A 21,595-nucleotide genomic window follows, 5' to 3' on the forward strand; every position below is an offset into this window, starting at 1 on the left:
GATATCGGGGTGTGTTTAACTAAATCGTCATTGCTTAACACAACAAAAGGGGATGTCGAGACACCCCCTTTTCATTCTATCAATTTCCTTTCAGATTATTGCAGCGAAATCATTTTGGCATTGGTGCTTTGAATATTTACTTCCTTCATGAGCTTGTTCTTTTTATGGAACAGCTCGAAGTAATAAGTACCGTCGCCCATCTCGTCCAGATTAAATACCCGGCGGTATTTGGAATTTCTTTCATTGAAAACTTCCGAATAATAGATCTTGCCGCTTTTGTCTTTCAGGACCACACGCAGCCTGTCATTCGCGTTTTTGTCTACCGCCAGGGTTACCTTGTTGGTATTGTTGATTTTGTACAATGCTGCGTCAAAAGTCACCGCACTGGCAGTTTCCTTTTCTTCATTGTTTTTCTTTTTGTCTGCTGCAAATGAGGTAAGAGACAAAGTAAGCGCCACAGCGCAGATCAGGTTTGAAACAATCGAGATTTTCATGGCTATATTTATTTAAGATGGATCTGTACAAATGCACAGTTGACTCTAAATAAAAAAAGGACGTGCCAAGGTCTGTACCAAAGAAAATAAAGCAAACCAAAAACCATTCATAGCACTCAATATCAGATACTTATAACAATATAAAGCTATTTTTAAATTTGCCTTACCGGCGTTTTTCAGCGTTCAAAACCGAACGTTAGTATTTGAAAATGAACGCACTACAGGTTACAGTCGGCTAACTATCGCAGTTTAACCGTTTATAAAATAATCGTTGTCCGCATCGTTTTTAAGTTAAATATTGCGTAACAATCACTGTCATATCTATGGAAAATAAAAAGCGCTCCACCTTTTGGGTTAAGCTCGCCACCCTGTCGTTTGACATTTTGAGCCTGATACGCCTGGCCTTTTTTTGAGGCCGGGTTCTCAGGCACCCGCACGTTGATGGGTCGGTTTCTTACCGTTAAGTGTCCTGGTTTTATCTTCAACATCCTTCAATGAGACACGTTTTCCTCACTTTACTGTTTTCAGCTTCATTTCAGATAAGCACAGCACAAACCCCAAAAATTGATTCACTTATAACGCAAGAATTGAGCCGGCTGCACATCCCGGGCCTGGCGGCAGCAAAAGTGGAAAACGGAAAGGTTCTCTGGTCGCGATGCTACGGATACCAGGATCTTGAAAAGAAAATTCCGGTCAATGCGCAGACGGTGTTTCACGTCGCTTCCATTTCCAAAACGATCACAGCTGCGGCTGTTATGCAGCTGTATTCAAAAGGGCATTTCGGCCTGGACGACGACGTCAACCGTTTTTTACCGTTTCAGGTATCCAATCCACTATTCCCGAATGTGGCGATTACATTTAGACAGCTATTGCGTCACCGTTCGTCGATTGCCGACAATATGGATTATTTACTGCCTTTCTGGGAAAATCAGTACCAGGGTGCCGACATCCCATTGGAGACCTTTCTCCGTGACTATCTTTCTACGGACGGACGGAATTATCATGGCAGCAAGAACTTTATCGGGGCCAGGCCGGATACAAAGTTCGGATATTCCAATATCGGGTTTGCACTGCTGGGCTATCTCGTTGAACGAATTGCTCAAATGCCTTTCGACAAATACTGCCGGTTGCACTTGTTTAACCCGCTCGAAATGAAAGAATCCGGTTGGTTTTTAAACGGCCTTCCGGTCAATCGGCTGGCGGTGCCGTATTCCTACGCCGACTCCCTCAGGCAATTCAAGAGGCATCCTCAAAGTACATTTCCGGACTATCCCGCCGGCAGTCTCCGTTGCACCGTGAACGATCTGGCGAAATTCCTTGCGTGCTGGTCCAACGACGGCGCATTCGCGGGCAAAAACGTGTTGGAAGCCTCTGCCGTTCAGAGCCTCACACCCAAGGACATGAGCCTGGGCTTCCACACCTGGTTTATGTATTTGTTTAACACGGAAACACCCATGTACAGCCATAGCGGCCACGGTCCGGGGATATCCACCTACATGCTCTATGACCCGTTTTCGAAAAAAGGCCTGATTATTTTAATGAATGGGGAGCTTTCCGATTACTTCGAATGGAGAAAACTGATCGATCTGCTTTACAAATCATGAGTAAGGCAATGCGGCGCGGGCCTGTCAAAATTTTGAATCTGTTTCGCTTCTTTGATTACTTCCGGCATTCAGCGAGTTGCTGAATGGTTGATCATAAAGCCGCTTACCGGTCGCTTTGTACAATGCATTAGCTAAAGCAGCAAAAACCGGGGGATAGGCAGGCTCGCCCATGCCGGTTGGGTCGATGTCGCTTTTCACGAAATGGACATCGATTTCCTTCGGGGCTTCGTGCATGCGTATCATCCGGTACTGCGCGAAGTTGCTCTTGTCAGGCACCCCGTTTTTAAATTTCATTTCACCGAACATCGCAGTGCCGATCCCGTCGACGATCGCGCCTTCGGTCATATTCATGGCGGCGTCAGGATTTACCACAATGCCACAATCTATCGCACAAGTTACTTTTTTAACAACCGGCTGCCCATCCTTCATTTCAAGATCCAGCACGTGAGCAGCATAGGAGTCATGACAGAAATAGGCCGATACGCCCAGGTTCTTCGTCTTTTTACCCTGCTCCCAGCCCGATTTGTCCCTCACAAGTTCCAGCACACCGGCGTACCGGGAAGGATCGTATTCATTGTTTTTACCAACCGGATTCTCCCTCGCCCTTTGCAACAACTCCAATCGGAATGCGATCGGGTCCTTACCTGCCGCCTCCGCCACTTCGTCGAGAAACGATTGCTCGGCAGCGGCCATGAAGTTGGACCGGGGCGCCCGGAATGAGCCGACGGTGATATTGGATTCCAATGTCCACTCTTCCGCCAGATAATTATCGACCGCACCAGCGGGAAAACGGTTAGCCGAAAGCGGTGATTCCGATATGCCTCCCGCTTTGACGTGAAACCCGACCAATTGATGATCCGCGTCCAGTGCAGCACGAAAATAAACGGTGTAGGCGGGCCGGTAAATACCCGCGGTCATGTCGTCCTCCCGGGTATAGAGCAGCTTAACCGGTGCCTTCACTTTTTGAGAGATCAGTGCAGCTTCCAGAGCGAAATGAGCATACGATCTTCTGCCGAAGCCTCCGCCGAGCCTGGTCATTTTAAAATCTATTTTCTCCAAAGGCATATTCAGCCGGGCAGCCAATGTCTTTTCGGTAAACTCCGGCTTTTGCAGCGGACCGAAAAGTTCGGCTTTTTCGTCGGTCACATTTGCCAAGAAATTCATCGGTTCCATGCAATTGTGTGCCAAAAACGGGCCTGTAAAAGTGCGTTCAATCACTTTTGCGGCATTTTTGAAGGCTGCATCCGGGTCTCCGTCCTTTCGCCTCGTCGCGGCCTGGCCGGAAGTCATGGCCTTCATTTTTGCAAGATGGTCGTCCGAATTTTCGAGTCCGGCGGGGATTTTCCACGGTTCACTCCTGCCCTGCCGCTTTTCGGTCCGTTCAGCAGAAGGCTCCCATTCTATTTTCAAGGCTTTCCGGGCCTGCATCACTTCCCAGGTCGTTTTCCCCACAACCGCCACCACTTCCGGGAAAGTACAGGTGTCGAAAAACTGCCTTTCGTAATCGTGCATCATGGATTTAACCACAAAAATGTCCGTAATCCCGGGCATTTTCCGGGCGGCGGTGTCGTCCAGTGATTTAAGTTTCATTCCAAATGCAGGCGGATGCGTGACCATCGCGATCTGCATGCCTTCCACCGACTGGTCGATCCCGAACAGCGGTGCGCCTTTGATAATGTTGGGCAGCTCCACATTCTTCTGGGAATGGCCAATGATGGTAAATGTTTTTACATCTTTCAGCGGCACATCTTTGGGAATGGAGATTTGTGCTGCCGCCGTAGCCATTTCGCCATATTTAGCTGACTTCCCGCTTTTTGTATGGTATAAAACACCCGCGCTGGTGTTGACTTCATCCACCGGGACCTTCCATGCCGCTGCCGCCGCCGTGCGAAGCATTTGACGTGCCGTGGCTCCCGCAGTGCGAAGCCGCTGCCAGCTTTGATGGATCGCCTGGCTTCCCCCGATAAACTGGCGGGTGAAGCGGTCGGTATCCAGCGGTGCCTGCTCCACGACCACGTTTTTCCAATCCGCATCCAGCTCTTCCGCCACGATCATCGGCATGGAAGTCTTCACATTTTGCCCGCCCTCAGGATTGGGCGACATAATGTAAATGACGTTTTCGGGAGTGATCTTCACATAGCCATTCAAACCGCTTCACGCATCGGCATGCGATGGAATGCCGGCTGCGGCCGAGCCGGTCAGCCGTCCGATGGCCAGCAACATGCCGCCCCCACCCAATGCGGTGACTTTAAGGAATGAACGCCTGTCAAGATCTCTGTCAGCTTTTTTCATCATGCGAAATCAATTTACCATCACTAGTAAACGATCTTAAAGCCTCTTTTCGAGGTCAGGTTGGAAAGGTTGATTATAAAAACGGTTTCCGGTCGCTTTGTACAGCGCGGCGGCCATTGCCCCGAACACTGGCGGGAACGGCGGTTCGCCGAGACCGGTGGGATCAATGTCATTCTCCACAAAATGCACTTCGATGGATTGGGGCGCTTCGTTATGGCGGATCATGTGGTACCGGTCAAAATTATTCTGGTCGGGTACCCCGTCCTTCATCGTCAAATTTCCATAAAACGCATTACCGATGCCATCGACCACAGCGCCCTGCACCATATTCTTCGCAGCGTCCGGGTTGATCACAATGCCGCAGTCCATCGCGCTAAACACCCGCTCGACGTACGGTTTGCTGTCGCGCGCCACCATATCCACCACGTGTGCCGCGTAGGAGTTGTGGCAAAAGTATGCCGCTACTCCACGACTGTATTTCTCACTCCCTGGCTGGTTCCAGCCGGCTTTGTCGCGCACCAGTTTGAGTACGCCTGCGTAGCGGTCGGCATCATATTCGTTGTTTTTCCCCACCGGATTCTCCTTCGCCCGTTTCAACAGTTCCAGCCTGAACTCGATCGGGTCCTTACCCATTGCTTCGGCCAGTTCGTCCAGAAATGACTGCTCTGCGGCGGCATTAAAGTTGGAACGCGGCGCCCGGAATGCGCCGATGGTGATATTGGACGGGATCTGCCATCCTTCGGCGAGATAATTGTCCACGGCGCCTGCCGGGAATCGGTTGGCGTGAATGGGATGCTCCGGCACGCCGCCACCCTTTACATGGAAGGCGATGAGGTTCTTGTTCGCATCCAGCGCCGCCCGGTAAGTGGCGGTGTACATCGGCCGGTAAATGCCATAGGTCATGTCATCCTCGCGGGTGTACATGAGTTTAACAGGTGCATTGACCTTTTTCGAGATCAAAGCCGCCTCCGTAAGGTAATGCCCATACGCTCTGCGCCCGAACCCGCCGCCCATCCGGGTCATCTGGATTTCGATCTTATCGGCGGGAAGGTTCAAAATCTTGGTCAATGTGGGCTCTATCCAGCCGGGCGACTGCAAAGGACCTACCAAAAGCGCTTTCTCACTGGTAACATGGGCGAAGAAATTCATCGGCTCCATGCAATTATGTGCGAGAAAAGGCGCAGTATACGTGCGTTCGACGATCTTCGCCGCATTTTTAAAAGCGGTTTCAGGATCACCATCCCTTCGCAGCTGCTGGGCCGGCTTCCCGGCATATTCCTTCATCTTTTCAAGCTGCGCATTGGTACTTTCGAGCTCTCCCGGAACGATCACCTCGCGTTTTCCATTCCTGCCGGCCATCGAATCCTTCAAGTCTCCCGCCGCTTCCCATTGTACGACGAGCTTTTTGCGGGCATTCATCACCTCCCAGCTCGAGCGCCCTACCACTACCAGCAAATCGTTGAATGTCCGCGTATCGAAACCGGCCTGTTCATACCCTTCTTCATACAATTTCAGGCTGAAAACGTCTTTAATGCCAGGCATTTTGAGGGTTTCCGAAGCATCGAACGACTTGAATTTCATTCCGAAAGCCGGCGGATGCTGGATCATGGCGATAAGCATGCCTTCCTGCCGGTAATCCAGCCCGAACAATGGTTTTCCGGTCACTATTTTTTGTCCCTCCACATTCTTCGTCGGCTTTCTTACGATCGAAAAATCCTTCGGGGCTTTCAGTTTAATGTCTTTCGGCACAGGCAGCGTAGCCGCCGTGGTTGCCATTTCGCCATATTTAGCCGATTTTCCGCTTGCATGACGCAATAGCCCTGCCTCGGCTGTGACTTCTCCAACCGGCACTCCCCAGGTTTGGGCTGCTGCCTCCCGCAACATTTGCCGGGCTGCGGCGCCTGCTTCGCGAAGCGGCTTCCAGTACATGCGCACCGAGTTGCTTCCGCCCGTAAATTGCGCGCCCAGTTTCGTACTGTCGTGCGGGCCCATTTCCACCACCACGTTTTTCCAATCCACATCCAGCTCTTCGGCCAGGATCATCGGCAGCGAGGTCATCACGTTTTGCCCGAATTCAGGATTGGGACAAATCAGTCTGACGACGTTGTCGGCAGTGATCTGAATGTAGCCATTGAGCTGTGCACCCTTTGCGGGCAGGTTGAATGCCTGTAAATGATCGGCGGACTTAAAACTTGAAAGCCAGCTGACAGTCAGCATCATGCCGCCGCCGGAAAGTATGGACGCTTTTAAAAAAGAGCGCCGGTTATAGGTGGTTTTGCTATCGTTCATAGTCGAGTTTTGTAGGGAGTGAAGGCCGTCATTACTTCTTTGCTACCGACTTGATGGCCTCCTTAATGCGAAGGTAAGTGCCGCACCGGCAGATGTTACCGCTCATGAAAGCATCGATATCTTCGTCCTTCGGGTTAGGGTTCGATTTCAACAGCGCCGCAGCACTCATGATCTGACCCGACTGGCAGTAGCCGCACTGCGCCACGTCATGCTTGATCCAGGCTTTTTGTATCGGATGATCGCCTTTTTCCGACAACCCTTCGATGGTTGTTACAGAAGCCTTCCCTACTGCCGAGACGGGCAATTGGCAAGAGCGGACCGCATTTCCGTCGAGGTGAACGGTGCAAGCCCCGCAAGCGGCGATCCCGCAACCATATTTGGTCCCCGGCATGTCCAGGTGGTCGCGCAGGACCCATAACACAGGCGTGGCCGGATCCACATCCACTTGCCTGATTTTTCCGTTGATCTTTAAGCTGAATTTCGCCAATGTTGTAGTATTTTAATATTTAATATACAAGATCTAATATAATTATTATTGACTCAAAGAAAAAAACAGGAGATGACACCCGCTCCTCAACAACACGTTTTCTCGACAAACGACCTTCAACTGTCTAAACTGTCTGCAAACTGAACGGCAATTTCCTGATCCTTTTACCCGTCAGGTCGAATATCGCGTTGGTAAGCGCCGGGGCGAAAGGCGGCAAACCGGGCTCACCCACTCCACCGGCATCGGCGTCATTGTCCATAATGTGTATTTCAATGGGCGGGACGTCGTTGATGCGCGGCATCTGGTAAGTGCTGAAATTGTTGTCGACGGCCTTTCCGTCTTTAAAAGTGACCTGATGGATCGTTGCCGCGCCGAGCCCCATTACTACCGAGCCCTCGATCTGTGCTTTGATCGTGTCGGGATTCACATACCAGCCACAATCCATGACGGCCCACACCTGGTCTATCTTCACGCCGCCATTTGCCGCCCTGGATACCTTGACCACCTGCCCGACCGTGCTCGCGAAGCATTCGGTAATGGCCACGCCGTAACCCTCTCCCTTCTTCCGGTTTTTCCAGCCCGACACGGCTTCGATCTTATCGATCAGCTTTTGCAGGCGATCCTCTTTCAGGTAGGCACGCCGAAAGTCGAGCGGGTCCTTACCGGCCTCCAAGGCCAGTTCGTCCAGGAAACTTTCATAGGCAAACCCATTGGTCGAGGCATACACAGACCGCCACCACATGGTCGGAATGGGCGTTTCAAACGGCACGTCCATGATCGCCAGATTTTTAATCGAGTCCATATAAGGTTTCAGGAACCCTTCGGAAGTACTCCGGTTGGGCACATCCTTTTTTCCTCCGCGCCAATGGTCGTTATTTTGTCCGGCCATTTTCACTTTAAATGCCTCGATCTCGCCGTTGGTGATCACGCCTTCGCAGCGATAGGTGATCCCGGGGCGGTAAGGCCCCTGGATAGCATCGTCCTCGCGCGTCCACACCACCTGCACCGGCGCATTGATCTCCTTCGATATCACCGCGGCCTCGTGCGGATAGTCCATAAATGCCTTCCGGCCGAAGCCGCCGCCCAGAAACGTCATATTCACGATCACGCTTTCGCGGGGCAGGCTCATCTCCTTACTGATGTAGTCCTGTACCCATTCCGGCGCCTGGATAGGCCCCCAGATTTCCAGTTTGTCGGCCTGGTAGTGCGCCACACAGTTTAATGGCTCCAAGCACGCATGGTACTGATAGGGGGTTTCGTAAACGACGTCGATTTTTTTGGCTGCCTTGGCGATGATTTCGGAAGGTTCTCCCTGTTTTTTAAATGGCAGTCCTTCCTGGGTTTGCAAAGCCTCGGCTTGCCGCTTGTAAATATCCTCGGTATTCAGATGTTCGAAGCCTGTGTCGTCCCATTCCACTTTCAATGCCTTTTTTCCCTGAATGGCGGCCCAGGTCGAATCTGCCACGACGGCCACACCCTCCCGATAGGTATTGAAAACGCCCATTCTAACCTTAAAGACATTTTTCACCCCCGGCACTTTTCGCGTCGCACTGTCATCGAAGCTTTTCACTACACCCCGCAGTCTCGGGTTGCGTTCAACGGCCGCGTATAGCATGCCAGGGATCATTTTGTCCAAACCAAACACCGCGGTACCATTCGTTTTCAATGGCGTATCCAGGCGTCGCAGCGGCTTGCCGATCAGCTTGTATTCCGACCGTTTTTTGAGAACTACATCCTTCGGCGCTTCCAGTTTCGAAGCAGCCTCCACCAGCTCGCCGTAATGTAACTTCTTACCGGAAGGTTTATGGATGACGCGGCCACCTTCGGCGAAGCATTCGGTTTTAGGCACGCCCCACTGGTTGGCTGCGGCCTGCACCAGCATTTCGCGGGCGGTGGCGCTCAGTTTCAAAAGGTTTTTATAAGAACCCCGCACCGTCGAGCTGCCGCCGGTGATCTGGTTGCCGTATTTCTTGTTATCACCTTGGGCAAAAACTACATTGATCTCGTGGAGGTTAACTTCCAGCTCCTCCGCCACGATCTGCGGAACGGCCTGGTAGGAACCCTGCCCCATTTCAGCCCGGTGATCGAAGATCGTAACCTTGCCCGATGCATCAATATGAACCCAGGAATTCATTTCAACCCCGAATTTACCGGCTTCCGCAGCATTGATAACCTTCGCGGATTTCGCATTTTCGGGCCAATAAAAACCCAGCGAAAGCACTGCCCCGGTCATACCCGAGGCTTTCAGGAAATTTCTTCTGGATAATGTCTGGTTGTCCATGACCTTTCTATTTGCTGTTGAATGAAGTTATTTCCGGGGGGCATAAGCGCCCTTATTGATCCAGGTCAGCCACGCCTTCTTAAACTCGGCGTGCGTTACCGGCGGCAACGTTCTCCCTTCCCCAGGGTTCCAGCCGGCAAGCACCAGCCCGTCGTCGGCATGCTCGATCAGCTTTTTCAAGTCCTTATTCCCATTCCGCTTTTTATCAACAAGCTGTTTGGCAAGCTCATGCGGCGATTTTCCCTGAAAAACCATTTTCATGTTCGCGGGCGGCAAATGCCAGTCGGGATTGCCCGGCGGCGTGTGCAAGCCCGGTGTGTTGGTTTCCTGGTGACAATTGGAACATTTCATCGCGTACACACCCTTGCCATCCACGCCCCGTTTCGGGAACATCGTATGCAAATGGCTGTCGTCGCCCTGCAATGGCACATCGCCGGCAGGGTGACAGTTCATGCAGCGCGGGCTCATCAGCACTTTATAAACTGTTTCAAATGCCTTCACCGATCCGACGCTGTCCGGCGCCATCGGCCGGAGCGCTATTTCATCCGCTACCGGTCCGTCGTTTCTGAACGCAGTTGCCCCAACGGCAATCATGAACAGAAAGACCGACAATAGGGTGGCCGTTTGTATGGAAAAGAACTTGCCCTTCCCTCTTTTTGAATGTCTCATCTTCACGGAATTAAGGTTTATCCCTGGCTCACTTTCTTTTTCTGCATATCTGCGGCCAAATGGATCGCCTTGCGGATGCGCAGGTAAGTGCCGCAGCGGCAAATGTTGCCGGCCATGGCGTCATCGATATCCTGATCGGTCGGATCGGGCTTCTCTCGGAGCAATACCACCGCGGACATGATCTGGCCCGAATGGCAATAGCCGCATTGCGGCACGTCAATTTCCTGCCAGGCTTGCTGAACCGGATGGTTATTGTTCTCCGACAACCCTTCAATCGTCGTGACTTTCTTACCCACTGCGCGGCTTACCTTCGTGACGCACGAGCGTACCGCCTCCCCGTTCAGGTGCACGACACACGCCCCGCATTGCGCGACGCCGCAGCCGTATTTGGTTCCTTTTAGCCCCGCAAGGTCCCTTATTGCCCATAGTAGCGGCATCTGGGGATCCGCTTCGAGCGGGTAATCCTTTTGGTTGATATTTAATGTGATCTTCGCCATGATGAATAGTGGTTTGTTACCTGGTCGCACTGAGAACTTTATCTAAAACTAGCGTGCCTGCATCCGACTGATCTTTCCCTATTTTGATCTTAATGATCGAGAGTACTTGTTCGAGCTGTTTTCGGGTCAAACCCAGGTTCAGACAAATGCTAATGTGCCCGGCCAGCTGGGATTCGACACCTCCCAATGTGACCAGCGCAGAAACCGTAGCAAGTTCCCGCTGCCGGTGATCGAGTACGCCGCGTGTAAAAATGTCGTTGAAAAGGTGCTCTTTTAAAAGCGTATCGATCGCGGGCAAAAAAGCCGCATAGCCGGTTTTTGGCCAAACCTCCGGCCGTCCCGTGAGTGACTCCAGCACTTTTTTACCTGTATCATATTTATTTGAATCCGCCACTTTGGACGCCGGCTTACCCGGTACATCGGTAATGCCTTTCGATTGGCGTTCATTTAGGACAGCACTGAATGCGTTGATTCCGTTCAGACTTCTTGGAAAACCACAATAGGCCGAAAGGTGGACCAATTCCTCCTTAATTTCATTGATAGTAAGACCAGCCGTGAGCCCTTCGTGAAATGCCTGCCTCAGACGCGGCAAATCTCCCTTTGCCGTAAACGCCGAAATGGCCACAATGCTTTCCTGTTTCGCGTCCAGCGTCTCGCTGTTACGAGCTTGACTGTAAACAATTGCCTGGCTGCATACGACGATTGATATTATCACGAAAATCCGAACCATGCGTCTAAATCATTTTCAGCTTTTGCAACCATACTTTCACTTCGGTTTCTGTCTGTTTTGCCCTTTCTCCAAGGATCATCAATAGTTGTCCATCTCTCTCCAGTCCACCCCGGGTCGTGAAACCTTCAGGGACCTTACTATTCGGACAGAGCTCACGGACGGTATCGAAGGTGCTCCCGATACCATAGCCGCCGTTGGTATTAAAAGGAATGACCGTTTTTCCACTTAGATTATATTGTTTCAGGAAGCTTTTCACAGGTGGAGGCAGTTTCATACCCCAGGTGGGAAAGCCTATAAAGACGACACCATAGTTTTGAATGTTATCGATTCTGGTCTTCAATGGCGGCAAATAGCCCGTCTCGTTTTCATCTGCAACCTGTTGTACCGCAGCCTGATAGTTGGCAGGATACGGCCTTTCCAGTTCCAGCGCAACCAGTTCCCCACCTACGTGCTTCTGAATGATTTCCGCCACCGTTTTTGTGTTATTCGTCCTCGATAAGTATACTGTCAAGACTTTTCCCGATTTCGCATCGCTATCAACCGTAACCTCCACACCCTCATTTTGGGCGGAGGAACAAGCTGAGATCAGAAACAAAAAAGCCAATAGTAACTGCCTTCCAGAGCCGGATATCTTCATACGCCATCCCATTTTATAATATTCCGGACTATTGCCCCAGCAATCTCGTAAACGACATCGAGCCCAGCTTCCAGGCATTGTCCTGTTTCACATATACCTCGGTCACTACAAAAGGGTTGGTAACTTCATTGCCTCCGACGACCGCCAGCAGGCGAAGTTTGGTCAAAACAATGGCCGTGTTGCCGATGAACCGCACTGATGTTTCCTCGATATCGGCGCGCTTGTAATGGATGCCGCCGCTTTTGATCACGTCCAGCTCCCGCTCCCTGCTCATTGTGCCGCCCATATGCACAAAAACCGCCTTTTCATCGAACAACGTGGCCAGCGTATCGACTTTTTTATCAGCCATCCAAAGCCATTTCTTTTTGGATAAATTAATAACCTCCCGCTCTGAACCGCCCTCATTCCGGGTTGTCTGTGCGGATGCATTGATCATTGGAAGAGAAAATCCCAGCGATAGCGCCGCCAGGAGAAAAGGTGTTCTGATTTGCATTGGCCTGTTCGGTTATGTGGTTTTTACTGATTATTTGCTGCCATATTCCGCGTCGGAAACGCGGTGTAGCCATACGGTCTTCCCTTTTTGGGCAGGCGACGTAGCAATGTAGGTGACGCCGCTCTCGGGTGTTGCACCATGCCAATGCTCCACACCGGGTGCACATTTGATCACTTCTCCCCTGCGAACGGTTTGCCGGGTTTTGCCCTTTTCCTGGTAATACCCTACGCCTTCCGTGAAAATGAGGATCTGGCCGCCCGGATGCGAATGCCAATCCAATCGTGCACCGGGGTCGAAGATCGCGACAGAAGTTCCGTAGCTGAATACGCTGTCGGCCGTATTGATTTCCGTAAGCCACACATTTCCCACGTGATGCACATTCGGCGATTTTTCTCCTTTCGGGAAAAGAGGGCCTTCCTGTCCTTTTGCCTGGATGGCTAACGCGGCGAATGCAAGAGTTATCGGAATGATTAGATTTTTCATTTTAATGAACTGTTAGTGGCCGGTTTGTGACGTACAAAACGACGGTATGCAAAGTTGCCTGCAATTATTCCTAATTGCTGTATACAGATTACTGTATAACCTACCAATATTACTGATTGCTCTTTGCCGGTGCCGCAAGTCGCTGGAGAAGCCGTAAATTTGGTTAAGTCTTAAATTTCAGGTTTATGGAAAATGTCCTCCGGTTCAACAGCATACGCGAGTACAATGCGTTCAACAATCACGAAACCCTCCATCCGCTGGTCAGCATAGTCGATCTTTCGAAGGCCGATCCGAGGCAATCACGCCGGATGGTTTATGAGTTCTATGTAGTGTTCCTGAAAAAAATCCATTGCGGTGATCTGCGTTACGGCCTCAACACCTACGACTATGAGGAAGGCACGCTGGTGTTTCTGGCACCAGGCCAGGCCATCGGCGAAAACAACCCCGACAACGTTTATCAGCCGCAAGGACACGCCCTCATATTCCACCCCGACCTGTTGAATGGCACGGCGCTCGGCCGCCATATGAGCGATTATTCTTTTTTTTCCTATGAAGTAAATGAAGCTTTGCACCTTTCCGAGCAGGAGCGCCAGATTATCAAAGACTGTTTCGCCAAAATTGAATACGAAATAAGCCAGCGTATCGATAAACATAGCAAGAAGCTCATTACGGCCAATATCGAACTGTTTCTCGACTATTGCGTGCGGTTTTACGACCGCCAGTTCCTCACCCGCGATGTGGCGAACAAGGGTATTCTGGAGAAATTCGAAGCCTTACTTAATGACTATTTTCACTCCGATAAGCCGCACCAGCTCGGGCTGCCCACGGTTGGGTATTGTGCCGATCAGCTTCATCTGTCGGCCAATTATTTTGGAGATATGATAAAAAAAGAGACCGGTAATTCCGCGCAGGAGTTCATCCAGGCGAAGATCATCAACATGGCCCGGGAGTGCATTTTCGATCTGGACAAATCGGTGAGTGAAATCGCCTATGAGCTGGGCTTCCGGTACCCGCAGCATTTTACACGTCTTTTTAAGCAGCGCCTCGGCAAAACACCCCATGAATACCGCATGCTGAGAGATTTAAACTAAGCAAACGGAATCGGGTAGCTACGGAACGATAAGAACGTTTAACGGGATGCCAGGCGCATTTTACTAAAACTTTGTTTTTCTTAATTTTGCGGCATGTGCAATATCACGCCAAAGACAACCGATTTCAGTTCTGAAATAAGGCTTAGCGGTTTCAAAGTGTACGAGACCGACCAGAATGCCACGGGACATAGTTATAGCCGGAAGGATTTTTATAAAATCAGCCTGACGTCCGGAAAATACAAATTTCACTATGCGGACCGGAGTTTTGAAACCGATGGCCCCATCCTGTTTTTTGGGAACCCGCGGATCCCCTACTCCTGCGAAATCATATCCCCAACAACCGATGGATATGCCTGCTTGTTTACCGAGACATTTTTACAATTCAATGAGCGGTCGGAAAGTCTTTTGCAATCGCCGTTGTTTAAGGTCGGCGGGACACCAATTTTAGCATTAACCGGCGCTCAGAAAGATGCTACTTCGCCGATTTTTCAAAAAATGTTCGCAGATCAAACATCCGCCTATGCCTTCAAAGATGAGCTTATCCGCAACTACATTAGCCTGATCGTGCATGAGGCGCTGAAAATACAGCCAGCGGAAAATTATTCCGGGAATAAAAACGCGGCAGAGCGAATTACTTCCGTTTTCTTTGAGCTTTTAGAAAGGCAGTTTCCTATTGAAAGCGCTGCTACTCCGCTCCGGGTGAGAACAGCCCAGGACTTTGCCCAAAACCTGGCAGTTCACATCAATTACTTAAACAGCTCCGTAAAACGGGTTACCGGAAAATCCACTACCACCCATATTGCCGAACGTATTGTCACTGAAGCAAAAGCATTGCTGCTGCATTCGGACTGGAGTATTGGAGAAATAGCTTATGCGCTGGGCTTCGAATATCCGACCTATTTTAATAATTTTTTTAAAAAAAGAACCGGTCAGGCGCCGAGGTCTATTCGAGTCGCCCATCTTTGATTTTCTTATATTTCTCTTTGTTTTTCTTTATTTCTCGTCGTCAGGGAGCCCGACCTTTGTGGGGTTATTAAAGCAAAGAAAATAATGCAAAAAGAACAAGTTTGGCTTATTACCGGCGCAGGACGCGGAATGGGCGTTGATATTGCCAAGGCAGTACTTGCTGCGGGGCACAAAGTAGTTGCCACAGGCCGTAATACGTCAAAGGTCGCCGGGGCAATCGGATCATCTGATAATTTGCTGGTAGTGAAGTTAGATGTTACCAGTAAATCGGATGCGGTTTCGGCGGTGAATGCTGCCGTGGAGCAGTTTGGTCGCATCGATGTGTTGGTTAACAACGCAGCAAGCTTCTATGCGGGTTACTTTGAAGAACTGACACCGGAGCAAATCGAGAAGCAGCTGTCGGTGAGCCTGTTTGGACCTATGAATGTAACACGCGCAACTCTTCCGCAAATGCGCAGGCAACGGTCGGGACAAATCATTTCAATTTCTTCACTTGCCGGCTTGGTTGGGTTTGAGTTTTGTTCGGCCTACGCAGCATCCAAATTTGGCCTGGATGGCTGGATGGAGTCGTTGCAAGCTGAGGTAGCGCAGTTTGGTATCCATACCACGATTGTCAATCCCGGCTTTTTCCGGACGGAACTTCTCACCGAAGAATCGACCCACTACGCGGCGGCCTCCGTTGAAGATTATGACCATGGAAGATCGCAACAAATGCAGTTTTGGAGCGGAGCAAATGGCCAGCAAACCGGCGACCCGTTCAAACTTGCACAAGCCCTGGTTAAAATTGCAAGCCTGGAAAACCCACCGGTTCGCTTCATTGCAGGCGCAGATGCCATTGGTGCTGCCGAACAGGTGGCCTTAACACTCCAGGCGCAAATTAATGCTCATCGGGAATTGTCGTGCTCGCTCGCATACGGGGACGACTAGCATTTCATCTTGAATTCCAGATGCTAAATCATCTGATGGCATCTTCGAACTGACTGGAACAGCGATGCAACCGTTTTTACATCTTACTCCGGCTTACTGATCCCCAAATTCTCATTTTGATACAATGTGGGATTATCTACAATGGTAGCGATGAAAGCCGCTATACTCTTTCCGGAAATGGCACTATCCAGGGCTTTTGAGACAACCGCCATGGCAGCGCCAAACATACTCCTACAATCCGGTCCGTTTTTCGAGTTCTTCGGGGTATCGTTCTCCCGACACCTCGATTTGGTCGAGGGCTGCGGCGATATTGGCAAGATCGTCATCCGACAATATCACCTCGGCCGCGCCCAGATTCTCTTGCAGGCGGTTCAATTTCGTCGTACCCGGGATCGGAACTATCCATGGCTTCTGATACAACAACCACGCCAGCGCAACCTGCGCAGCCGTCACACCTTTCTGTGCAGCTGCCTCATTAAGCAGATCGATCAGTCCCTGATTGGCATCCAGGTTTTCGGGAGAAAAGCGCGGGACGATGCTGCGGAAGTCGTTTTTATCAAAAGTGGCATCCCTGGTTATCTTTCCGGTTAAAAATCCTTTACCGAGCGGGCTAAAAGGAACAAAACCGATCCCTAGTTCTTCCAGCGCGGGCATTAATTCCACTTCCGGTCGTCGCCACCACAAGGAATATTCGCTTTCCACGGCTGCCACAGGCTGCACGGCATGTGCCCGACGAACCGTCTGCGTACCCGCCTCGGAAAGTCCCCAATGCTTGATTTTGCCCTCGCCGATCAGGTCACCGATTGTGCCGGCTACTTCTTCGATCGGGGTATTCGTGTCGACACGGTGCTGATAATAAAGGTCGATGTAATCGGTATTCAGCCTTTTCAAAGAGCCTTCTACCGAGCGGCGGATATATGCCGCGCTGCTGTCCTGGACCTGCTTGCCGTCTTGAAGCGTGATACCGAACTTGGTAGCGATCACTACCTCCGTTCTATAGGGTTCCAAAGCCTCACCCACCAGCTCTTCATTCGTATAGGGCCCGTAAATTTCAGCGGTATCAAAAAATGTGACCCCCTGCTCAACGGCAGCGCGTATGAGATCAATGCTCTGCTTGCGGTCCAGCGTCTGACTGTAAGCGTAGTTCAGCCCCATACAGCCAAATCCGATCGCCGATACTTCAAGTCCGCTTTTTCCGAGTTTTCTCTTTTCCATTGTGCCAGTTGTTTAGACCTCACAAATTTCGCGCACATTTAGCGTGCAAGGCTTATATCAATTACGGGATTATCTACCAAAATCACTGTTTCGCCTTTGACCACTTTGCGATGGATAGGTTGCTTAACAAACAAATTCTCTCACGACCCTTCCAAATTACGGAAAGGGATTCGTGAGAGAAAAAGCAAACAAAGTCGCTATTTTTTTACTGCGTACCCGGCGTAAAGTATATTCATGTCGTTGCTTTCGACCAACCGGAATTTTTGCCCAAGTTCCACGAAAGTCCACTCCCCTTTAACCCGCTTTCTGAGGTAACCCAGCATTTTAGGAATAGACACGTTGGGTTCGGAGCCCTTATGCTCTTTCCACTCCAAACCATTTTTGGCGAGAAGTCCCTTTATTTCTTCCGGTTTGATAAACATTTTCCATACATGCAGGTTAGGTGGCATAAATGCCCATCGTTTCCACTCCTGCCAGATTTTGATGGCGACAAGCTTGCTGACAAATGTTCGGTTGAGCGTGTCATAAAGGAAAACACCGTTGGGTTTGAGTACTCTTGAAATTTCAGAAATTACCTTCGGCAAATCGGCAACGTGTTCCAGGACATCACAACAAAAAACACAATCAAACGACGCATCGGGGTAAGGAAGGCGCTCTCCTGTACCCTGGTCATAGGTGATATCAAGCCCCATGGCTTTGGCGTGGCCCGCCGCAGTGCGTATCGACTCTTCTGCTGGCTCAATGCCGGTTGTGATAAACCCCATCCTGCAAATTTCCTCGGTCAGAATTCCACCGCCGCTACCCACTTCAAGGGCTGTTTTACCTTTGGGGTCAAAATTCAGCTTCTTCAACGCATCAGTAGCAACACCTACCCGCCAAGGGTTTACAGAAGTTTTTAAGATGTGCAAAACATTCTCGGGATTCCACCACAGGTCACCTTCCGCGTTGTAAAGGTCGTTGTCTATCTGGTTATAAATTTCCGGTGCTATCTTTTCCATGTTTTTTCTGATTAGGTTGGTTTAAAGGTTTATTTACTGTTTCACAATTGGAATTGATTTCTCTTTGTCTTCAGAAGAGACTGACAGAATGTAAAAGCCGCCGGGTAAATGGGAAACGTCGATTTTTTGGTTGACGATTGTTCCATTCATCATCGTTCTGCCCAGAATATTCAGGACTCTGATCTTGGAGCCTGCTCCCTCTATATGGATAATTCCGGTGGTTGGATTGGGGTAAATTTTCAGGAGTTCCCCACTGTCCATTTTTACGCCAATAATCCGGGAGAGTTCTACTTTACCATCGAAATCCAGCTGGCGCAACCGATAATAGTTCATACCGGATAAAGGGTTAAGATCCAGGAAAGCGTAAGCGTTATTTTCTTTTGTGGTCCCGCTTCCGTCCACGAAACCGATTTTTTCCCACATTCCATTGTCAAGCCTGCGTTCAATTTCAAACCCCTGGTTGTTGATTTCTTCCGAAGTTTGCCAATCCAGTTTGACACTATTGTCCTGCTTTTTTGCAGTAAAACGTACCAGGGTTACCGGCATCGCATTGGTATATTCCAGGCTTACTTCCCCGGAACTGGGTGAATTGTATTTTACATCCCAGTGCTCTGGCAGGCCTGTTACCGAACTGAATGTGCCGGATAGCGCATTAGCGTCTATAATTTTAACTACATCGCCGTCATGCGGCGCCGGAAAGTTGAAAGAAAGCGCCAAAGTACCTCCCAATGTCGCAGTTCCATTCACTACGATCTGGTCGAAATCCGTACCGGCAACACCAGCGCCATTCACTTCCATGGCCATGGTGCTGTTGCTTAAATTTACACCGATATTAAAAGTGAGTACCCCAGGCGAATATCCCGGCGATAGGACACCGCCATTGTTGGTGAAATGCGTAGGGTTGATTGCACCGGTACCAGACAATATCCCGGATACGTCATTGCTTATAGTGCCCGCTGCTGAATTGACTAAAAAGGGTGCCGCATCCGCAGTTTTAAGAGAGAGCGATGCGCTGTTTGTGAACGTGCCTGAAAAATTATACAACGCTGCATGAGTAGCATTGTCGATATTCACCGCCCCCGAACTATTGCTGAATGTTCCCTCATTTCTAATTCCATAGCTTCCAGTGCCTGTGGTGAGACCAATTTTGAGCAGGCCGTTATTTACAACCGTTCCTTTGTTTAACAAACCTTGAACATCCCCGCCATTAATAGATAAAATGCCTGAACCCCCTATTGTCAAAACAGAGCCATTTTGCACGGTGACTGACTTTGCCACAGCATCAAGGGGGTTGATGATGGGGTCGGTAGCCACATGTGCGATGGTCACATCATCGGTTACCGTAGGCACTAGTGAGTTTTGCCAATTGGATGGATTATTCCATTCCGCATCGGAGAAGCCCGTCCAGATCTGACCGGTCGCCGTAATTGCGGCTGGACCTGAGGGAATTCCGAAACTGCCGCCATTCAGGTTTTGCACTACGCCTGTGTTTTCAGTGATGCTGCTATTGCCCGAAGCGTTTTCAATGATTACGCCTCCATTGTAGAATTCTCCGAATGCATTGTTTATGACGTTATCTGATGCAATATTGATGTAGGCAGTACTGGCGGTATTGTCAAAGTAACCACGGTTGAATATGGCATCACCGCCAATGTCCCCCGCTGCACCGATATCAATTGATCCCTGATTGGTAAAAGTCGCACCATTATAGAGCCCATCCGAGACCGTTTGGCTAATTGAAATAAGGCCGCCAGCTTCATTTAAAAAAACCGATTCATCGGCGCACCAAATACCCTTACCGTCGTAAAGTCCAGGTATAACCCCGCCAATGGTGATGCTGGCCTTGTTAGTGAAGCTGCCTGAGCCGGTATTTGTAATTGCTCCGCAGTTTGTTGCCGTCTTACAGGTCCGGTTAATGGAAATGGACCCACTTTCGTTTACAAAAGTGCTGGCGTCGCTGTCGATAGCGCTATAGCCAATATCCCCTGCATTTCCGACATTAATCGTGCCCTTATTCGTAAAAACGCCATCAAACATCCCAATACCAGTAAAAGCGACATTATTGATATTCAACGTTCCGTTATTTTCAAACGAGGCCGAATAAATGTCTAGCCCATGTGCTGGAGAATCAGCAATGGACAAAGTTCCGCCCACAGCTATGGTGAGAAATCCACCATAAGCTACGATAACAGTCTTGGCAACGGCTGCGCTGGTGATAATGGGATTAACATTGGGCAGCGCCACACCTTGGATCTCTACGACGTCGGACGCATCGGGCACACCAGCCGTCCAATTGCCTGCTGTGTTCCAATCATTGCTGATGTCCCCTTGCCAGTAAGTATCTGCAAATGCATTATTGGCAAAGAGCAGTACAACAGTGACTAGCCCTCTGATGGATAGCTCAAATAGTTTAAAGCTGAATTTGCTTCTTCCGGATCCGGCTGTTTTTTGAAGGCGATAATTAGACGATAAAGTATAGTTATGCATAATAACTTTGAGTAAATACATGATTAATTCGACATGCTCACCGAAGCCGGTGATTTCGGTGCTACTGTTTCACAATTGGAATTGATTTTACTTTGTTGTCAGAAGAAACTGACAGGATGTAAAAGCCACCGGGTAAATGGGAAACGTCGATTTTTTGGTTGACGATTGTTCCATTCATCATCGTTCTGCCCAGAATATTCAGGACTCTGATCTTGGAGCCTGCTCCCTCTATATGGATAATTCCGGTGGTTGGATTGGGGTAAATTTTCAGGAGTTTCCCACTGTCCATTTTTACGCCAATAATCCGGGAGAGTTCCACTTTACCATCGAAATCCAGCTGGCGCAACCGGTAATAGTTCATACCGGATAAAGGGTTAAGATCCAGGAAAGCGTAAGCGTTATTTTCTTTTGTGGTCCCGCTTCCGTCCACGAAACCGACTTTTTCCCACATTCCATTGTCAAGCCTGCGTTCAATTTCAAACCCCTGGTTGTTGATTTCTTCCGAAGTTTGCCAATCCAGTTTGACACTATTGTCCTGCTTTTTTGCAGTAAAACGTACCAGGGTTACCGGCATCGCATTGGTATATTCGAGGCTTACTTCCCCGGAATTGGGCGAATTGTATTTTACATCCCAGTGCTCCGGCAGGCCCGTTACCGAGCTGAATGTACCGGATAGCGCAGTAGCGTCAATAATTGTAACTACATCGCCGTCGTGTGGTATCGGGAAGTTGAAAGTGAGTGCCAGCGTACCACCCAATGTTGCCGTTCCATTGACTACGATCTGGTCGAAATCCGTACCCGCAACACCGGTTCCATTCACTTCCATGGCTATGGTACTGTTGCTGAAATCTTCGTTACCATTAAAAGTCATTGTCCCGGGTGAATAGCCGGGCGAGACTGTTCCTCCTGCCCCCGTAAAATTGGCGGACGGGATCCGGCCTGTGCCTTGCAGCAA

At 49.9% G+C, this 21,595-nt stretch carries 18 protein-coding genes and 1 pseudogene; 4 read left to right on the top strand and 15 right to left on the bottom strand.

Going from position 1 to position 21,595, the window contains the following annotated elements:
• Positions 1–95: 95 nt before the first annotated feature.
• Positions 96–494 carry a hypothetical protein gene (locus BP71_RS33555; RefSeq protein WP_496386035.1) on the bottom strand — a complete coding sequence of 133 codons (399 nt, stop codon included), beginning with the start codon at positions 492–494 and terminating at the stop codon, positions 96–98.
• A 494-nt stretch (positions 495–988) separates the two neighbouring features.
• Between BP71_RS33555 and BP71_RS33560 the strand changes: the two genes are divergently transcribed.
• Positions 989–2,098, top strand: a complete 1,110-nt coding sequence (locus tag BP71_RS33560) for a serine hydrolase domain-containing protein (RefSeq protein ID WP_496386036.1) — start codon at positions 989–991, stop codon at positions 2,096–2,098.
• 24 nt (positions 2,099–2,122) lie between these two features.
• Here the strand turns inward: BP71_RS33560 and BP71_RS33565 are convergent.
• The 10 genes and pseudogenes from BP71_RS33565 to BP71_RS33610 all read right to left on the bottom strand — a co-directional run bounded on the left by BP71_RS33565 (position 2,123) and on the right by BP71_RS33610 (position 12,956).
• Positions 2,123–4,390: pseudogene (locus tag BP71_RS33565) on the bottom strand (xanthine dehydrogenase family protein molybdopterin-binding subunit).
• A gap of 36 nt (positions 4,391–4,426) precedes the next feature.
• On the bottom strand, positions 4,427–6,679 hold the full coding sequence (locus tag BP71_RS33570) for a xanthine dehydrogenase family protein molybdopterin-binding subunit (RefSeq protein WP_496386037.1): 2,253 nt from the start codon (positions 6,677–6,679) through the stop codon (positions 4,427–4,429).
• A 31-nt stretch (positions 6,680–6,710) separates the two neighbouring features.
• Positions 6,711–7,166: a (2Fe-2S)-binding protein gene (locus tag BP71_RS33575; protein WP_496386039.1), complete on the bottom strand. Its 456-nt coding sequence runs from the start codon at positions 7,164–7,166 to the stop codon at positions 6,711–6,713.
• Between the two features lie 124 nt (positions 7,167–7,290).
• Positions 7,291–9,447, bottom strand: coding sequence for a molybdopterin cofactor-binding domain-containing protein (locus BP71_RS33580; RefSeq protein ID WP_496386040.1), 2,157 nt, complete (start codon positions 9,445–9,447; stop codon positions 7,291–7,293).
• 27 nt (positions 9,448–9,474) lie between these two features.
• Positions 9,475–10,116 (bottom strand): hypothetical protein, encoded by a 642-nt coding sequence (locus BP71_RS33585; protein ID WP_496386041.1) that lies wholly within the window; start codon positions 10,114–10,116, stop codon positions 9,475–9,477.
• Between the two features lie 17 nt (positions 10,117–10,133).
• Entirely contained in the window at positions 10,134–10,613 is a 480-nt protein-coding gene (locus BP71_RS33590) for a (2Fe-2S)-binding protein (protein ID WP_496386042.1), read from the bottom strand.
• Between the two features lie 16 nt (positions 10,614–10,629).
• A complete protein-coding gene (locus BP71_RS33595) occupies positions 10,630–11,343 on the bottom strand; it encodes a carboxymuconolactone decarboxylase family protein (protein WP_496386043.1) in 714 nt (237 codons plus the stop codon).
• A gap of 4 nt (positions 11,344–11,347) precedes the next feature.
• Positions 11,348–11,980: a flavodoxin gene (locus BP71_RS33600; protein WP_496386044.1), complete on the bottom strand. Its 633-nt coding sequence runs from the start codon at positions 11,978–11,980 to the stop codon at positions 11,348–11,350.
• Positions 11,981–12,008: 28 nt separating this feature from the next.
• Positions 12,009–12,473 carry a nuclear transport factor 2 family protein gene (locus BP71_RS33605; RefSeq protein ID WP_496386045.1) on the bottom strand — a complete coding sequence of 155 codons (465 nt, stop codon included), beginning with the start codon at positions 12,471–12,473 and terminating at the stop codon, positions 12,009–12,011.
• Between the two features lie 30 nt (positions 12,474–12,503).
• Positions 12,504–12,956 carry a cupin domain-containing protein gene (locus BP71_RS33610; RefSeq protein ID WP_496386046.1) on the bottom strand — a complete coding sequence of 151 codons (453 nt, stop codon included), beginning with the start codon at positions 12,954–12,956 and terminating at the stop codon, positions 12,504–12,506.
• Between the two features lie 185 nt (positions 12,957–13,141).
• On the opposite strand from BP71_RS33610, the gene BP71_RS33615 reads away from it, so the two are divergent.
• The 3 genes from BP71_RS33615 to BP71_RS33625 all read left to right on the top strand — a co-directional run bounded on the left by BP71_RS33615 (position 13,142) and on the right by BP71_RS33625 (position 15,940).
• A complete protein-coding gene (locus BP71_RS33615) occupies positions 13,142–14,047 on the top strand; it encodes a helix-turn-helix domain-containing protein (RefSeq protein ID WP_496386047.1) in 906 nt (301 codons plus the stop codon).
• A gap of 93 nt (positions 14,048–14,140) precedes the next feature.
• Positions 14,141–15,013 carry a helix-turn-helix domain-containing protein gene (locus BP71_RS33620; protein WP_496386048.1) on the top strand — a complete coding sequence of 291 codons (873 nt, stop codon included), beginning with the start codon at positions 14,141–14,143 and terminating at the stop codon, positions 15,011–15,013.
• Between the two features lie 84 nt (positions 15,014–15,097).
• Positions 15,098–15,940 (top strand): SDR family oxidoreductase, encoded by an 843-nt coding sequence (locus BP71_RS33625; RefSeq protein ID WP_496386049.1) that lies wholly within the window; start codon positions 15,098–15,100, stop codon positions 15,938–15,940.
• A 231-nt stretch (positions 15,941–16,171) separates the two neighbouring features.
• Here the strand turns inward: BP71_RS33625 and BP71_RS33630 are convergent, their stop codons facing one another.
• From BP71_RS33630 to BP71_RS33645, 4 genes are all read right to left on the bottom strand, one after another.
• Positions 16,172–17,155 (bottom strand): aldo/keto reductase, encoded by a 984-nt coding sequence (locus BP71_RS33630; RefSeq protein ID WP_496386050.1) that lies wholly within the window; start codon positions 17,153–17,155, stop codon positions 16,172–16,174.
• A gap of 197 nt (positions 17,156–17,352) precedes the next feature.
• On the bottom strand, positions 17,353–18,153 hold the full coding sequence (gene ubiG, locus BP71_RS33635) for a bifunctional 2-polyprenyl-6-hydroxyphenol methylase/3-demethylubiquinol 3-O-methyltransferase UbiG (RefSeq protein ID WP_496386051.1): 801 nt from the start codon (positions 18,151–18,153) through the stop codon (positions 17,353–17,355).
• Positions 18,154–18,186: 33 nt separating this feature from the next.
• A complete protein-coding gene (locus BP71_RS33640) occupies positions 18,187–20,661 on the bottom strand; it encodes a DUF8693 domain-containing protein (protein WP_496386052.1) in 2,475 nt (824 codons plus the stop codon).
• 40 nt (positions 20,662–20,701) lie between these two features.
• Positions 20,702–21,595 (bottom strand): T9SS type A sorting domain-containing protein (locus BP71_RS33645; protein WP_496386053.1); only part of this gene is annotated, 894 nt, incomplete at its 5' end.

Source organism: Dyadobacter ginsengisoli DSM 21015, from assembly GCF_059568735.1.